The organism is Pseudomonas sp. B21-059, from assembly GCF_026016285.1.
Lineage (GTDB): Bacteria > Pseudomonadota > Gammaproteobacteria > Pseudomonadales > Pseudomonadaceae > Aquipseudomonas > Aquipseudomonas danubii.
This window is the reverse complement of record NZ_CP087201.1, coordinates 5,257,201-5,273,184: the sequence shown is the minus strand read 5'-3', so window position 1 is coordinate 5,273,184 and position 15,984 is coordinate 5,257,201. Positions and strand designations below refer to the sequence as shown.

Below are 15,984 nucleotides of genomic sequence, written 5' to 3'. Positions count from 1 at the left end.
CGGCAGCCACTACAGGCTGCCGGCTTTCTTCCAGCTCAGATACCGGCTGACCAGCTCCGCCCCCAGCTCGCCTGGACGGGCGTCGAGCAGGGCGATGCCGTGGGCGCTCAGGCGTTCATGCAGTTCGGCCCGGCTATTGAGGTAGTTCACGGCGGCGCTGTAGATCAGCGCCTCGGGCAAGGTCTGTACTGGGCTTTGGCGCAACTGATCGAGCACTTCCTCGCGCAGGCTGGCCACCAGTACCCGATGCTGGCGGCTGATGCGTTTGACCGCAGTCAGCAACTCCTGGTCGTCTTCATCCCGCAGGTTGGTGACCAGTACCACCAGCGCCCGACGCTTCTGCCGCGCCAGCAATTCACTGGCAGCAGCCTGGTAGTCGGCTGGACGCTGGCTGGTGTCCAGGTCGTAGACGCCGTTGAGCAGCACACTCAGTTGGGCCGAGCCCTTGACTGGCGCAAGGTAGCGCGAGCGTTCTCCGGCAAAACTGTAGAGGCCTACTGCATCCCCCTGGCGCAGCGCGACATAGCTGAGTAGCAGGCAAGCGTTGAGGGCATGGTCGAAGTGCGCCAGCTCGCCGTCCTGGCTGCGCATGCGGCGTCCGCAGTCGAGCATGAAGATGATCTGCTGGTCGCGTTCGTCCTGATATTCCCGGGCGATGGGCGTGCGCTGGCGGGCGGTGGCTTTCCAGTCGATCTGCCGCAGGCTGTCGCCTTCGCGAAACTCCCGCAGTTGATTGAATTCCAGGCCCAGCCCGCGGCGTTGCAACTGGCGCACCCCGAGTTGGCTGAGCCAGTTGTCCACTGCCAGCAACTGCGCGCCATAGAGGCGGGCGAAGTCCGGGTAGACCCGCGAGCTGTCGTGGACTTTCAATCGTCGTCTGGCGCTCCACAGGCCCAAGGGGCTGGGCAGGCTGACTTCACACTGGTGGAAGTTGAAATGCCCTCGTTGCAGCGGTCGCACGCTATACCCCACTCGGCTGACCTGGCCCGGCTCCAGGCTCACCGATTGTGGCAGGTGCTCAAAGCTCAAGCCCTGGGGCGGATGGTCGAACAGTTGCACCTCAAGCGCTTGCCGATAAGGGTGGCGGATCTCCAGTTGCACTTCGCTCCAGCGTCCCAGGGGCAGGCTGCCGGGCAACTGACGCTGTATTTCGGGCGACGCTAGGCGCGACAAGCGCAGGGCATCCAGCAGCGCCAGCAGCAACAGCGCCAGCAACAGGCCCCAGGCGATCGAGTCCAGGCGCGGCACCGCCTCGATACCCAGGGCACGCACCGTTCCCAGAAGGATGTACAGGCCGGTCAGGGTGCCCAGCCAGATCAGCAACAGACGAGTCGGCTTCATCAGTGTGGGCGGCTCACAGGCGCGGTGCCGGAATCTGCTCGAGCATCTGCTTGAGCACCTGTTCCACCGACAGCCCTTCGATATCCAGCTCCGGAGCGACCCGTACCCGATGCCGTAGCACGGCCAGGGCGCAGCCCTTGATGTCATCCGGGATCACGAATTCGCCGCCCCGCAGCAGGGCCCGGGCCCGGGCTCCGCGCACCAGGGCAATGGAGGCACGCGGGCCAGCGCCCAGCGTCAGTCCCGGCCAGCTGCGGGTGGCCCGGGCCAGGCGCACGGCATAGTCGAGCACCTGTTCGTCCAGGGGCAGTTCACTGGCGATGCGCTGCAGGGCCAGCACGTCCTTGGCCTGGAGCACGGTACGCAGGGGCTGTACATCAAGCATGTCGGCGCGGGTCGAGCGAGCCACCTGGCGAACCATGTTCAGCTCCTCCTCGGCGTCCGGGTAGTCCATCCGCAACTTGAGCATGAAACGGTCCAGTTCGGCTTCCGGCAGCGGGTAGGTGCCTTCCTGCTCGATGGGGTTTTGGGTCGCCAGGACCATGAATGGCTGGGCGATGGGCAGGGCCCGGCCTTCCAGGGTCACTTGGCGTTCCTGCATGGCTTCCAGCAGCGCGGCCTGGGTCTTGGCCGGGGCGCGGTTGATTTCGTCCGCCAACAGCAGATTGGTGAACAGCGGACCCTTGCGCAGTTTGAACTGCTCGGTCTGCAGGTCGTACACCGCGTGGCCGGTGACATCGCTGGGCATCAGGTCCGGGGTGAACTGGATGCGTGCAAACTCTCCGCCAAAGCAGCGGGCCAGGGCCCGTACCAACAGTGTTTTGCCCAGACCTGGGACGCCTTCGAGCAACACGTGGCCACCGGCGATCAGGGCCGTCAGCACATCATCGATCACGGCCTCCTGGCCGATCACCACCTTCTGCAGTTCCTGGCGCACCGCCTGCGCCAGCTGGCTGGCCCGTTGCCGCTGCTGGGCCGCATGGACCTGGGGCTGAGGCGCCTCGGAGGAGTCAAGGGATTCGACGGGTTGTTCGCTCATCAGTTCCGGAGCCTTGCTAACTGTTATATGTAGTTTATCTTCCATAAATCAGTCACTTACCTAATTTAACTTTTTTCAAGTTTTTTACCCGTCGAACGAGTGAGTGACTGCCAATTTTCCTTATGGCAATCCTTAGACAACGCCTCATTTGAACATTTTTAAGGGGGGGAGGTTAGTCCATGATGGTCAAAGGTACGTGATTCAGGATCGATTACGAAACCGAAGAAAATCCAGTTCGGATAATCGAGCCTTGGTCCCTAAAATCGACCTAGATGCGCTTGGGAGTTGAAGGGGGCTGAGTTCACGGTTGCAGCTACTTCGCGGTTATTGGAGTGTTATTATTGGGCCAAAGGGACTCGATCTCGGGAACAATCAGATCTTCCATACTCGACGTCGCGGAAATTGTGTACTCCCCCGGTGTTGAACCAGGAGGCTCAAGTAATGTATTGCTGCATGACAAAAAAGGTCCGGAGACCAGGGAATGGAACAAGAATTTTTGTTGAGGTTTCTTGAGATTGGTGTCATCGATCTCAAAGGCGATGACACTAAACTCGATAAGCTGCGATCCACAGCCAAAGGTCTGTCAGCCACTCTTAGAAAGGTACCCTCAAAGACTGCCAGCTTCACGATGGTGGCGGCGGATCCCAACATTCCAGCGACGGACCAAACTGTAGAGGAGGCAATGACCTGCCTCCGCATGCAATGGGAGACTGTTGCTAACGCCTTTGCCGGGCGGCCCGTTGGCATCTTACGGGCTATCCTATTGGATGCCATCGTGCAGGCGGCTCGTTCGGACGATGCGATTGCCGTTGCCTTCGTCAACACGGCGCGCAATGCCTTGGTTCACGCCGAAACGTCCGACGAAACTGAGATTTGGCGCGAAGCTGTAAGCGAAATTGAAACGAAAGTCGATGCGCGTGCCGAGGAAGAGTGGGCAACGCCAGAAATGATTACGGTTGAACCGTTGCAGTACAAACCGCCAGCGCCAGTGGCTACGGATTATAAGGCGCCCACTGTCGATCTGAGTGAGCTCCGGGCGAAAGTAAACTCAGCAACGGGGCCGTGGGGAACCAACGAACCTAAGAACGCCCACTATCCGCACAACAATCCCGAAGTATGGGGAAAAGAGTTTGCAAGCAAGATGAGCGCCGTCATCGCAGAGACGTTGGATGAGATGGCCGAGGAGCTAGCGCCAGCTCCTGTCGACCTCTCGGGTCCACTCTCCAATCTATCAAAGGCGATAACAGTCCATGTTGATAAGGCGTTATCGAGCTTCAGCGGTGCAACGGCAGGTCTGCAACGCCGCACAAACCTACTTTGGTGGAAGGAGGCACTTTATTCTCCAAGTGCTCATGCGAGCTACCTTGACCTACCTCCGTTCGAAGCCTCTGCTTTGATGGCGCTGGATTTGCACGAGCAGGTACCAACCTATTCGCCAGCAAGTGTATCGGCCTTCCTGCGAGAGGCCATCCGCTGCCTTCCTACATATAAAGATGATCTAGGAGGCTGCGAGTGTAAATTCTCTAGCCTTTTGCGCGATGCTAGGACAACTGTATTCATGCAGCCTTTCCGTACGCTGGCTGCTCGGTACGTAACTGCACCCGTTGGCCGAGGCCCTCTCCTATCGTTGATCGGGTACCCTGGGGATTCAAGTGAAATCGACGCGACGACTCTGCGTGTCCTCGTTGGCGTGGATGCGTCCACTAATATGACCCCGTCTGAGTGGGGTACATACCTATTCCGTGAGCTTCAGAGCGCACGCGCTGTAAACGAAAACTCAACCAAGCGGGTCAAGAAGAATTAAGGCGCTCATGGACAGATGCCCCCATCTCAACTGTTTCGCTGATGACAACACCACCTGTACGCTGGGTCACATCCGGCTTGACGTATGCCCCGAATGGACGCGTGTTAGCAAAGGCGAAGTAGCTGCTTCGGCTGACTGCGACCAGATGCTGCTCCCGTGGAGCGGTTTGGCAATGGGGGAGTCTGATCTCAATTTCGTCAGCGGCAAGGTAAAACCCATCACTATCGGTATCGTCGGCCCGGAAAGCGCAGGTAAGACGACACTACTCGGTGCGTTCTATCTGCTGCTGGGGCAAGGTGCGCTGACTACTGATGCCAATTTATTCAGCAACTCTTATACGCTGGCAGGTTGGGAGGCGGTGGCGACGTATCTGCGCTGGAAGCCGGGGCAGCCCCCAAGCTTTCCGCCCCACACCCCCAGCGGAGCGGCCCGAGCACCCGGAATGCTTCACCTTGGCTTTCGCCGTGAAGACGGGTCGCTACGCGACTTTCTTTTTGCCGATGCACCTGGAGAGTGGTTTCAGAAATGGGCGATCAACGAGCAGGCAGTTGACGCGGAAGGAGCACGCTGGATTGCACGGCATGCAGACGTCACACTCCTGATTGCTGACCGTCAAGCTCTTGCTGGGTCCAAAATGGGGACCGCTCGGAACGACTTTCAGCTACTTGCTCAACGTGCAGTGGCTGAGGCCCGCGGACGGCGCTTGGCACTTGTCTGGACGAAGGGGGACGTAGATGTGGCCGCAGCCATGGAGGCGCAGATCAGAAAAGCGGTCGCATCGCACTCATCTATCGTCCCGGAGTTCGTCGTCAGCGTATCGCCTTGCGGCGAGGTAGACGCTGCACAAGGCTTCCGTCAGCTATTTGACTGGATAGTTTGCACCAAGCGTGCTGGGGTTGATTTACCCACTACAGAAGTCTGTGGTCACGATCCGCTTTTTCGATTTGGTAGGAGATAATTGGTGGCGCCTCAACACACCATCTTGTTGGTCGGCGAGTCAAATGTCGGTAAGACTCATTACGGTGCCCAGTTTTTGAAGCGTCTTATGGTCAAGGCATGCGCGCTCAAGATGACCGGCGCTCCAACGAACCTGGAGGCGTTCACTACAGCTCTCAGTTGCCTGACTGAGGGAAAGTCGACAGACCACACACCTGCTGACATCTACGTCGAGAGCGTCTGGCCCATCTCGGATGAGGCCGGTCGTTACGCCGAACTGGTTTGGCCAGACTATGGCGGCGAACAGGTTCGTAACCTTGTCGCGCAGCGGCGGATCCCGGCCGCCTGGCGAGATCGAGTGGTTGAAGCCACGGATTGGGTCCTACTCATCAGGCTGCATTCGTTTCGATCCGAAGAAGACTTGTTCTCGCGCCCGCTGCAATCTTTCGCTTCAGTTGAGGCACAGGGCGAGGCGGCGACATACGAGCTGTCAGATCAAGCAAGGACTGTAGAGCTCCTTCAGATGCTGCTCTACCTGGCGCAGTTCCATTTGGACCGGCCGCTTCACAAACCTCGCTTAACCATCTTGCTGAGCTGTTGGGATGAGCTTGAAACGACGGAGCTGCCGGCTGACCTCTTGGAGTCTCGACTGCCGATGCTGTGGTCGTTCGTGCGCAGCAATTGGGCATTGCCTACTGTCATTGGCTTATCTGCTCTTGAACGGGCGCTCGACAAAACGGATGCGGACCAGGACTACGCAATCCGTGGCCCGGAAGAGTTCGGTTATGTGGTGCTACCTAACGGTGAGAAGAGCACCGACATTACCCTGCCGATTCAATATTTGATGGCAGACGGGACCTAAGCGAATGCGAGTTGAGCAGGCCGTTTATGGCGAGATTCCAGGTCGTGGTCACGGACTGAGAACATCGAGTACGAATGCGCCGATAGTCGCTGCCATCGCATCAAGGCTCGACTTGCCAGATGTAGTGCCGCCAGGTGTCCAAGCTTGGTCGCCGTTTGTTCGCGGCTTTCCTATTGACGAGCACTACCTTCTCGCCCGCACGTTTTTGGATTCGAGCGCGTCGCGCGGTGGCATGGTGCTGACTCATGCGTTAATCATCAGATTGGACGATATGTGCGAGGTGGGAAGCCTGGTCGCGCTATTTGGACGACTGGCAGCCTCGGTCACAGAGTGCCCCGACTCGGTGGTAACGCTGGAGCTTGACATTGCAGACAGTAGCAACCTGCTGGCCGCTGACTTGATCGGTACGGCGAACGCGTTGGCAGACCAAGGACTCGCTCCAGTTGTACGACTGAGCGTTGAGGGATTCGAGCACCTCGTTGATTCACTGTGGAATAACCTCTGGCCGGCCTTAAGACGAACCTTTGCGTTCCGGCTGAGCTTCGGTCCGAACGATGTGGTAGAGCAACCCACGCCGGCGCTTGTATGCACGCCCGAGCAGCTCCAAGCTCGTTGGACAAAGCATCGTATAGTCAAGCCAGACGATCAAACTTCGAATTCTGAAACTGCCGGGATTCTCTGTGGCCAGCGCGAAGTGCAGTCAATCCTAGCTCTCGCCGAGGAGCTGGGCCTTGGAGTTCATACGCTCAGGGACTTGAGCCGGCTTGAACGGCTGCAAACCATCCTCTCTACTGGCGAAAGCTTTGATGATTTGCTGGCTGCTATACGCTTGGCAGACGGTCTCTCAAATCAGCCGGCATTCGGCGCTAGCATCAAGGACAAACTCATCGGTCGGTTCACGGCCTTGATTCCAAGCACAGGCTGCAAGCAGTTGTTGTTAATGAGGAATTTGGTGCTCTCTGGCTTTGCCAACACACGACCGTTGTGGTCAGCCGTTGAGTTCCTCGTTAGTAACCTCGGATTTGCGCCAGTGGACGACAGCGACTTGATGGAGATGGTCGCGGCCTCGGTTGATGAGGCGCTCGCATTGCCGCCATGGTGCGCTGCAGTGACAACCGGCTTATCGACAGCTGCTCGTAGAGACAAGCCCGCCATTTACCAAGCAGCTTGGAGATGGGCCGAGCATAGCCACGTCGCGTTCGCCGCAGCTGTAGGCACACTGCCAGCTGACGCTGCAGTTGAGCAGCGGCTGGCGGAGGAAGTGCCCAGAAAGCTCCACGTTGCCTCTTCGGCCGCTCTACTTTCGCCGCTCCTGAAGAAGCGCTGGCTGACTGCGTACGGCGCTGCGCTAGCGGCAACACTGTCCCCTATCGATGCAACAGGCCAGCAGCTGAATGTGGATAAAGACCTAGATCACAGCGCCGGTTTGAGGTCAGCCCTTCGGTTCGCGAGCCCTTCACAGACGTTGGAGTGTACGCTCGCGCATAAGGATTTGCGCTTGGTTGAATTGTGCGCAGAGCAGGCCGCTACTCATCCTCAGATCCTGTCTAACATCCGCTGCGATAACATTACTGAGCAACAGGTGTGGGGCGCTGTGATTGGCAAGAACTCTTCCCTGTGGAACGCACCTAGCAATGCCGTCGGCGCGCGTGACACTGTTTTAGCTCAACTCGTCCAAGGACGAATCGTCGACATCGGCTTACTCGATGCGATGGCAAAGACCCCATTGGCTGACCTCTGCGCCACTTCGGAGCGGGCGCGACTGTGGTCGCTTCTACCCGCTTCACAGCGTGATCACTACCTGCAGGCGACCGCAACAGGCTGGCTGGAAGGCGCGGCGAAAGGCGAGGTGATGACTACCCCTGAAGCCCCACTTGAACGCGCAATCATGGCGAGCTTGAGCCTGCGGTCAGTCCTTGAAAGGTCATCAGTGCCGGTTGAAACGCATCTAGCGATCGTCAGTGACCTCCCGTCTTTTCCCGAAGAGGTGTTTATCGAATGGCTGAACAACCTCTTGAAGGGCGCTCGCATGCTTTCCCATGCGGCTTCTGAGCAGTTGGGAGCGCTTGTGGCGTCCCGACATTGGGAGCGCGCGGCTAGACATCTTGCGGACTGGCTTGCCAAGCGTCCAGATATTAAGCCAGGGCTAAGGCTGTGCGCACACTTGCTCAGCTTTTATACGCGTTGGATGCTTGGACTCTCAAAACTAAGCGCTGCCGAGAAGTGGAAAGCCTTCGAAGATGAGGTCTGTGAACTATATCCAAGCGGTCCGGATAGCGACGAGCTCTGGTCACGCGCCGGTGGCAAGAATTCCGACCTGCCAGGACGGTCTCAAAATGGTTCAACTCGTTGGCACACTGCATTGACTTCAATCCGTTTCGGCGGCCGTCCGACAGCACATGATCTGCTTAAGATGATGTGCAGAGATTTTCCAATGAACGAGAAGCTACGCCTCTATATTAGCGACACGGACATTGTTGGCTGGCGTTAAAACTCCCACATACGCATGGTTGAAACATGAACCCAACTGGCTACCCGCAAGGCCACGCCCTTCTTATTGGTGTGGCGGACTATAAGCAAATCTCCAGACTACCTGCCGCGATTCTGAACGACGTCAATGACGTCGCCGCAACGCTCTCATCGCCGGATCACTGTGGCTATCCCCCCGCCAACGTCGTCACTCTCTTAGATGCAAAAGCTACTCGGGCAGCAATTTTGAAAGGGTTAGACGAACTGGCTAGTCGTGCGGGGCCTGATGATACGGCCTGCGTGTTCTTCTCCGGCCACGGTGGTGTCGTGGGTAGCGCAGGCAATGAAGACAGTGTGCTGGTCGCTGTGGATAGCGATCTCGCCGACATTGAAAACACATCCATTAGCTCGAATGAACTAGCTACTGCACTTGCGCAGATCAAGGCGAAGCGACTTCTGGTCTTCATCGACGCTTGTCATGCTGGAGGCGCTGCAATCTCGAAGAGTCTGACTGATGACAAAGGCCACGAGCTCAAGTCTGGCTATAGCCAAAATACCTTCGCGAAGCTGGCAGTTGGTAGCGGACGTGCACTAATGGCGTCGTGTCGTGCTGACGAAGTGTCGTCCGTATTTGTCGGTGCAAGGAACAGCGTATTCACGACAGCACTGCTTGCAGGTTTGCGCGGAGCTGCCGACAAGAGCGCAAGCGGCTTTATCAAGGTCTTTGACCTGTTTAACTATGTCTCCGAAGAGGTACCTAAGCTGATCCCAGACGACCAGCACCCAATTTTTAAGGCTGACAACCTTGAAGGGAACTTCGCTGTCGCGCTGAGCCAAGGTGGGAAGAAGTCGTCGTACAGTCCTGAGATCATGCTAGCGGTGCAAGAGGAGCTCCCTTGGTCGGTGCTAGAAAAGACTCTGGTCGAGCTCTACCCATTCGGACCGCGGGACCAAGAAGTTTGGAGCCGTGCTGGCGGTGACCTGTCTCGTCTGCAGTTTCATCCTACCGGGCAGGCTTCTTGGCATGCAGCGCTTCGCACGCTGAAACAGGGCGGCGGTGGCAGGAGCATCAGCTTCGGCAGCTTGATTAGTACAGCGAGGGAAGACTTTTCGAACCATCCGCAGTTGGCGATGCTTTAGACACCTTAAGCGCGACCGCTGGAGCGTACTCGCCTGACGCGTAAGAATCTGCCGATAGGCAAAGCTCAAAAGCAATCTTCACTTATCGACCAGGAGAGCAGTATCTCATGGTGGAGCGGGTTGGCCTCCCTTGGTAGCTCTCGGTCAGCGCCATGGCAGCGTCCCTTGCGTGTAATAAAATTCAGTGATCCGGTTTCGTGGTGCTTGGTGGTGTGGTAATGATGGCCCTTGGACGCCACCAGGAGCACTAGCGCTAATAATGGACGATAAAGAGAGGTTTGCTTTTTACGAGAAGGTTTTCTATCAGGAGCTCGACCGCAAGGAAAAGCTCTACGCCAGATTGAGTATGCCGCTTGCGATGCTGGTAGTCATAGTGACCTTCCTCTCGTATATGCTTAACAAAGCACCAACCACCGAGGACGGTACCGCAAGCATCTTCTTCTGGATTTTCTATCTCAGCACATGTGTGATGCTACTGATCGGCGCTCTGTATTTCCGTGCTGCATGGTCCCTGAGGGATTCCGACAGGGGCCTTCCCACACTGATGGAGCTTGAGACTCATCGGCGCAGCTTCCGCGATGACTACGAGAAATATTGGGATACTCCAGAGGAAGCCGATGCGCACTTCAAGAGCTTGGTGCTTAATTACTTCATCGAAGGCGCCACGGTGAATACAGAAAATAATGACAAGCGTGGGATCTATCTCCGATCGCTTGCAAACTATGTAACAGCGGCGTTGTTCGTCTCAGTGCTGTCATTCCTTCCGTTCTACGTACATCAGCAGGAGCAAGCTCGTAATGACCCAAAAGCCACCACCGCCACCTCCACCGCCGATGCGCTACGTAAAAGATAACCAGCCGAGGAAAGAGCCGCCTCCGCCTCCACCTCGGCCTTCTCCGTCTAAAAACTAACTCTTCAGCCCGCAGTGACGCGGGCTTTCGGTTTCATTAGACCACTACAGCCGCACTCCTTGGCAAAGTATGCGGCGGCCTTTTTAAAATGTTTCGCTCTTCTGTGACCCGCTTGAGCTCGGCCCGCAAGCGACGTAGTTCCGCCTGCTGGTCATCGTCTTCGATCAGACGACAAAAGGCAGCTGATAACGAGAGGCTAGTTGTTCTTTGAAGTCAGATCGACCACCTTTCGGTCGTTCATCTTAGTCTTAAGCACACGGTTCTCGTCCAATAGCACCTCATTGACGGACGCGAGATTGGCAACCTTGGCCCGCAGTTTCTCTATCTCCTGACGGTATGCTGCGGACTTCATGCGCTCTGCAATCAAGTCTTGTTGTTTCACATCACGCATGGCACGACTAGAGCGGCCCTGAGCCTCGCGGATAGCCTCGGCAATTCTTGGGTAGTGGTTATGGATTAGCGCCGTCGATACGCCTGCCTCGCGGGCTACTGCGGTGATGGTAACCTTGGTTTCCCCGGTGCGGGTACGGCCCTTCTGGATGCGGTAGAGGGCGATCTTCAGATCCTTTTCACGATCCTCCGCTGGCTTGTAGTTGGTTGCCTTGTCCTTCTGCTTCATGCGACTAAAGTCTCCGGGGTCATTCCCAACTGGGCCAGTACGTCACGGCAGCGATTCAGGTCGCGCTCAACTCGTTGGCGGCCGCCCTCGCCAATGTCCGGGCAATGTAACAACCCTTTCAGATCATCGTAGAGTCGCTGGTAAATGGCCGCATGGCCGGGTCCGATCACGGCATTGTTGCAGTTGCCGCAGCGGGTACGCTCAAGGGTATTGCCGACGCAACCGTCATTGTCCGCAGTGCACCAAGCATGGCCGTTGCTGCGAATCGCGGTGCTTTCGGCAATGGACTTCAGCATCGAGGTGTGATCCTTGAAGATCAGTAGGTTTTGCGGCTCCCGCTGCCACTGCTTTATCGAGCGGCCATAGCCGCCGGCCAGGGGGGCGTCACCCAGCCAGTTATCGACGACGCCGAGCTTGATGTCTTCCAACTCCGCTTGAATATCGTCGTACAGTTCAAGGTCAAGGTGCTGCCCCCAACTGTCGTCCATGGCGTAGCCCAAGGTCATGTCCAGCGACCAGTGTGCGTAATGTTCCTTGAGGTAGCGCAGGTCGCCGAAGCGGCTGTGTGCGGCGTAGTTAGCGAACTTGCGGCGAAACTGATGGCTGGCGAGATCCCAGCCCAGTCCGCAAGCCTTGGAGAATGCTTTGAGGTGGTAACACCAAGTGCTATTTGAAAGCGTGCGTACCTGATTGCCTCCCATAGCTACGCCGAGAAATAGCGCATGGCGGTGTTTGAGCGCCTCGGCGATTTGCGGATCATGCGAGCTGGTACGCCGGCGCTGCACGATCTCGGCGGCGATCATGGCCTGATAGGGGGCGGCCCAGCGCTCCATCAGACGCAGGGCACGTACGGCAGCTTCGGGGATCATCCAATCATGGACACCGGCATCCGTCTTATCCGATCGCGAGCGCATCCAGTGGTAGACGGTGCCTTCATCGTCCTGGGTACGGTGGTGTGCGCCTGATAGTACGTTGGCCAGTTCGTGGTTGCGGCAGCCGGAGGTGCTGGCCAATACGATGTAGCAGGCTGTGCGTAGGTGGGTCAGAGCTTTGAGGAATGTTCTCAGGCCACCCTCCCAACCATGGGTATCCAGGTGATTGTTCTTCGCCCAAATGTCCCCCCAGGTACTCCGTCCTTTACGCTGCACTGCAAGGGCATCTAGCGCGTCGCGCAGGTCAAGCAGTTGCTGGCCTCGCTCAACCTGCTGGTAGGCCTGCTCGAATAGCGCGCAGAACACATCATCGGGGATCAGCGGTGTCTTGCCGCCCAGCTTATGGGGGGCTCCGCTGCCAATAAGTCCCGACATCGCCTTCGCGGAAGTCTCTGGCCAGGGATGTTGAGGCATCCGGTCGTCGGTGTACTGGCTGAGTTCATGGAGCGCTTCGACGGCCCTGAAGCGGCCGCGCAGCCCATTCTGCGATAGCGGCTTGCCCTTGGAACGGTGGGTCTGCCGGTGTGCTTTGCAGGCGGCCACATAGGTCGCGCAGACCATGGGCGTCACCGCGCCCAGGTGGTCGAGCTTGAGCACTTCCAGATAGCGCAGGAATGGCCTGGCATCAGTGAGAGTTTGCCGTAACACGTTGCCTTTAGGCCGACCCATCCCGCGCCCACGCCCACGCCGCAGGTAACGGTACAGGATTGCCTTCATCACCGCTCGAAACGCCTGCGGCACGGTGCTGAAGTCCAGCCGTTTATGACTGGCTTGTGCGTTGCTCGTGAAGCCGTCGAGTTGCCAGATATCGTCGCCGTAGCGGCTGAGGATGACCCACTGCCCATCGACCTGAGTAGCGCTGATGATCAGGGCGTCGTGTTCGGATTCGGGGAGTCCACGTACATCGCCCGGCTGGGCGGCAAGGGGGGGCCAGGATCGCTCTGCCAGGGTGTTGTCGCTCATGCAAAGACCTCCAGGCTTTCGATCAGATCAATCGACCAGAACGGATGCGGCTGGGTGCGGGCGCGCTCACGGGTGGCCTCTATGGCTGCGGCCTTGAAGGTGTCGCGCCGCAGTCCCTCGGCAACGATGTAGTTGTCAATCAAGCGGGGGATGTGGGCGTACTCCCGTGCCCAGCGTCGCTTGTCCATGCGCGAGCGCTCGGCCAGCACACGAAAGTAGAAGCTGAACAACTTGTACAAATCCTCGGCGGTCACCGCGTAGTGCTTGCAGCGCAGGCAGTTCATGAAGTTCATGCAAGTTGCGCCCTCACGCCTCAGGGCGTATTGACCATTTTCTGGGTCGGCGCAGTGGCCCATAGGCGTGTCTTTATAGGTCGCGCCGATGCTCCGAGTCAGCAACTCCTGCACCAGTACCTCGCCCATGAACTGCCAGTTGCGACGGGAATTCTCGTTGGGCTTCAGGTAGTTTTGGTCGGCCACCTGCAGGGTATTGCCGAGGGCCGCGGCGGTGGTCGCTAGATCGCCGTCGGTTAGCTCGAAGATTCGGTTAGCGAAGGTCTTGCGCAGGCGAGAGATATTGATGCGCAGCGGTTTTCCGTTGCCGTCGGTTAGACCATGCTCGGCTACAAGGCGGTTTGTCGCCCATGCCAACGTTGCTGTGTTCAGCGCTGTGATACGACTGAGGCCTTTGCTGTCGCGAGCGCGATACAGCCATACGCGGCCTTTGAGGTCGTCCGGAGTCTCTGCATCCAGGGGTTCAGTCAGAGTCATCACACGGCGGATCAGGCGCTCCACGTTGGTTCTCACGCTCGGCGTAGACTCCAGAAGGCGCTCGGCGTCCGACTCGGCGCGCAGAGCCACTTTGCTGGTGTTGTAGCCGCGCCGCTTCCACAGCACCAGGAACACGGTGTTGTCCTTGGGGTGCGGGCGCAGGCAGTCGCGACCCATTTCCAACAACGGCGTGGTATTGCGTCCGGTGTGTAGCGCCACGACCAGCAGGGCGCAAGCCAGTAGTTCGCTGGTCACAGGCGCGTCGTCGGCCCAGATCGGTGTGATTACTTGCCGCAGAGCCACCGCGAACGCTTGCCGCTCGAACTTGGACAGCGCCGTCTCACTCTTGTGCTTGCGGTTGCTGTTTGGGAAGGGGTTACGTGGGAAGGTGGCCGCATCGCCGGAGGTGACCAAGGGGATCAATCCTCGCCGCCCCAAGGCAAGCAGCACGGGCTTGGTCTGCGTGTAGAGGGTCTTCTGAGCTGTAGTCGCCACACCCAGCCCGGCCAGATGGCCGAGGTAGCCGTCGATCAGGTCCCGGTTCACATCGGCCAGGGCCAGGTCACGGCCAAAAGCCGTTGCGCGCAAAACGCAGCAGTCGAGGAAATTGCGAAGCCCATTTTTGCAGTAGCCAACCACGGTGCTGGCCGTGACGGCACCGTCCTGGCCGGCGAGGAAGCGTTCGATCTGACGCTGGCAGGCGTAGGTGATGGGGTCGATGCCGGAGTCGTACCAGCGGGCAAAATCGAAGCGCCGGAGGCTAGAGCTGCTCCGCCCGAACTCGACCGTGGTGTTCTTCGGAGGGATGGCCTCGTTCAGGATGACTACATTTCCTACCGCGTCGTGGCTGTGCTCGACTTGAGGGATGCTGAGGTCGGTCTTGGCAAATACCTTACGCTTGCCCATCAGGCCGCCCCCGCCAGTGCATTCAACTCGTCGTCATAGGTCAGCACCGCCTCGTCGGCCATTTCGTTGACCAGATGCAGGTACACCATGGTCGTCTGAATCGAACTGTGACCAAGTTGCCGTTGGACGAACACCAGGGGCTCCAGCCCGCTCGCAGGGTTGCGTTGAAGGCTGACCAGGGTATGGGTGGCATAGGTATGTCGGAGCATGTGCGTATGGACCTTGATCCCCGCCCGCTTGCCGGCCTCGCTGATGATCCGGTTGAGGCTCTTGCCGTCCTCACCGTAGGGTTGCCCGAACTGGTTGAGGAGCAGCGCCCTTTGCGGGGTCTTGCTCAGTGAGGCACGTTCACCGCGCAGCTTCGTCACATAGCGATAGAGTTCGGCCATGAACTGACGACTGACGCGAATCTCTCGCGGCGTGCTGCCTTTGGTCACCATGCCGCTACCATCAAACGGATCGAGGCGAATGCGGAGGTTGCGCTCGGTTCGTACCGCCTTGTCCGGGTCGAAGACATAGGCCAACGGGAAGGCGGCGATTTCCTCACGGCGCAGACCTGTATGCAGTGCTAGGCTCATGATCATCCGGTGATGGGGGTTCTCCGCTACGGCCAGGAGCGCCTTGACCTCGGTCATGCTCAAAAACTTGGGCAAGGCCTTGGGGCGACGTGGCATCACATCGTTTGCCATGGCCTTGCCGCCACTGGCATCGACATGCGCAAGGAAGCCTGTTTCTCGCTTCACGGTGCGCTCTTCGTAGGCGAAGGGCAGGCGCTCTACCCACCCCTCCTTCAGCGCGAACTCGTAGAATTTGCAGATGTAATACAGGCGCTGGCGAGTGGTGGCGGGTGCCAGTTCGCACGCTACCAGGCAGTAGTCCCGATAGGCCGCAACAAGGCTCTTGGCCTCGCCACGATCAACGTCGCGCCAGTCCAGTTCATGAGCTTGGATGAAGCTGAAGAAGTCGTACAGCGCGCGCCCGGTGCTGGGCCAGGAACGCTTAGAGCCAATGGCTCCGCGAAGCAGGTAGTGACGGAAGAATTGATTGGCTGGGACGCAACTCTCCATCGTGTCCCACAGGAGGATGGGGAACCCAGGATAGGGTTGCCCAGAGATCATCAACTCCTCAGTAGCCCACACAAGCTCCATCTGCCATCCCTTGCACTGACTAGGCACCCAATCCCTTTGTCTGCTCTGGCAGATTTAGGGCCATTAGATTGCCCCTCAAACATCACCTCAGGCTATGAGTTCGTAAGGGCCTGTTTCTAATACAATGGGAATCTAACCTTTGCA

General features: G+C 58.3%; 12 protein-coding genes and 1 pseudogene. 6 read left to right on the top strand and 7 right to left on the bottom strand.

Annotated features, from left to right (window positions below; genetic code table 11):
- Positions 1 to 9: 9 nt before the first annotated feature.
- Both LOY69_RS23255 and LOY69_RS23250 read right to left on the bottom strand, forming a co-directional pair.
- Positions 10 to 1,341, bottom strand: a complete 1,332-nt coding sequence (locus LOY69_RS23255; protein WP_102880704.1) for a DUF58 domain-containing protein — start codon at positions 1,339 to 1,341, stop codon at positions 10 to 12.
- Between the two features lie 13 nt (positions 1,342 to 1,354).
- Entirely contained in the window at positions 1,355 to 2,380 is a 1,026-nt protein-coding gene (locus LOY69_RS23250; protein ID WP_102860533.1) for an AAA family ATPase, read from the bottom strand.
- Between the two features lie 481 nt (positions 2,381 to 2,861).
- Between LOY69_RS23250 and LOY69_RS23245 the strand changes: the two genes are divergently transcribed.
- The 6 genes from LOY69_RS23245 to LOY69_RS23220 all read left to right on the top strand — a co-directional run bounded on the left by LOY69_RS23245 (position 2,862) and on the right by LOY69_RS23220 (position 10,444).
- On the top strand, positions 2,862 to 4,184 hold the full coding sequence (locus LOY69_RS23245; RefSeq protein ID WP_265073648.1) for a GTPase-associated system all-helical protein GASH: 1,323 nt from the start codon (positions 2,862 to 2,864) through the stop codon (positions 4,182 to 4,184).
- Between the two features lie 172 nt (positions 4,185 to 4,356).
- The gene (locus LOY69_RS23240) at positions 4,357 to 5,142 is read left to right on the top strand and encodes a TRAFAC clade GTPase domain-containing protein (protein ID WP_265073647.1); all 786 of its coding nucleotides are present in this window, start codon (positions 4,357 to 4,359) and stop codon (positions 5,140 to 5,142) included.
- A gap of 3 nt (positions 5,143 to 5,145) precedes the next feature.
- Positions 5,146 to 5,982 (top strand): hypothetical protein, encoded by an 837-nt coding sequence (locus LOY69_RS23235; protein WP_265073646.1) that lies wholly within the window; start codon positions 5,146 to 5,148, stop codon positions 5,980 to 5,982.
- A gap of 4 nt (positions 5,983 to 5,986) precedes the next feature.
- Positions 5,987 to 8,473 (top strand): effector-associated domain EAD1-containing protein, encoded by a 2,487-nt coding sequence (locus LOY69_RS23230; RefSeq protein WP_265073645.1) that lies wholly within the window; start codon positions 5,987 to 5,989, stop codon positions 8,471 to 8,473.
- 26 nt (positions 8,474 to 8,499) lie between these two features.
- Complete coding sequence (locus LOY69_RS23225) at positions 8,500 to 9,591, top strand: caspase family protein (RefSeq protein ID WP_265073644.1); 1,092 nt, start codon at positions 8,500 to 8,502, stop codon at positions 9,589 to 9,591.
- Between the two features lie 259 nt (positions 9,592 to 9,850).
- The gene (locus LOY69_RS23220; protein WP_265073643.1) at positions 9,851 to 10,444 is read left to right on the top strand and encodes a hypothetical protein; all 594 of its coding nucleotides are present in this window, start codon (positions 9,851 to 9,853) and stop codon (positions 10,442 to 10,444) included.
- A 105-nt stretch (positions 10,445 to 10,549) separates the two neighbouring features.
- On the opposite strand, the pseudogene LOY69_RS23215 reads toward LOY69_RS23220, so the two are convergent.
- From LOY69_RS23215 to LOY69_RS23195, 5 genes and pseudogenes are all read right to left on the bottom strand, one after another.
- Positions 10,550 to 10,664: pseudogene (locus LOY69_RS23215) on the bottom strand (IS3 family transposase); the annotation flags it as partial.
- A 34-nt stretch (positions 10,665 to 10,698) separates the two neighbouring features.
- Positions 10,699 to 11,121, bottom strand: coding sequence for a TetR family transcriptional regulator (locus tag LOY69_RS23210; protein WP_265073642.1), 423 nt, complete (start codon positions 11,119 to 11,121; stop codon positions 10,699 to 10,701).
- Positions 11,118 to 13,016, bottom strand: coding sequence for an integrase (locus LOY69_RS23205; protein ID WP_265073641.1), 1,899 nt, complete (start codon positions 13,014 to 13,016; stop codon positions 11,118 to 11,120). Before LOY69_RS23205 ends, LOY69_RS23210 begins: the two co-directional genes overlap by 4 nt.
- On the bottom strand, positions 13,013 to 14,692 hold the full coding sequence (locus LOY69_RS23200) for a hypothetical protein (protein WP_265073640.1): 1,680 nt from the start codon (positions 14,690 to 14,692) through the stop codon (positions 13,013 to 13,015). The genes LOY69_RS23205 and LOY69_RS23200 overlap by 4 nt, the downstream gene beginning before the upstream one ends.
- Positions 14,692 to 15,840 carry a tyrosine-type recombinase/integrase gene (locus LOY69_RS23195; protein ID WP_265073639.1) on the bottom strand — a complete coding sequence of 383 codons (1,149 nt, stop codon included), beginning with the start codon at positions 15,838 to 15,840 and terminating at the stop codon, positions 14,692 to 14,694. The genes LOY69_RS23200 and LOY69_RS23195 overlap by 1 nt, the downstream gene beginning before the upstream one ends.
- Between the last annotated feature and the right edge of the window lie 144 nt (positions 15,841 to 15,984).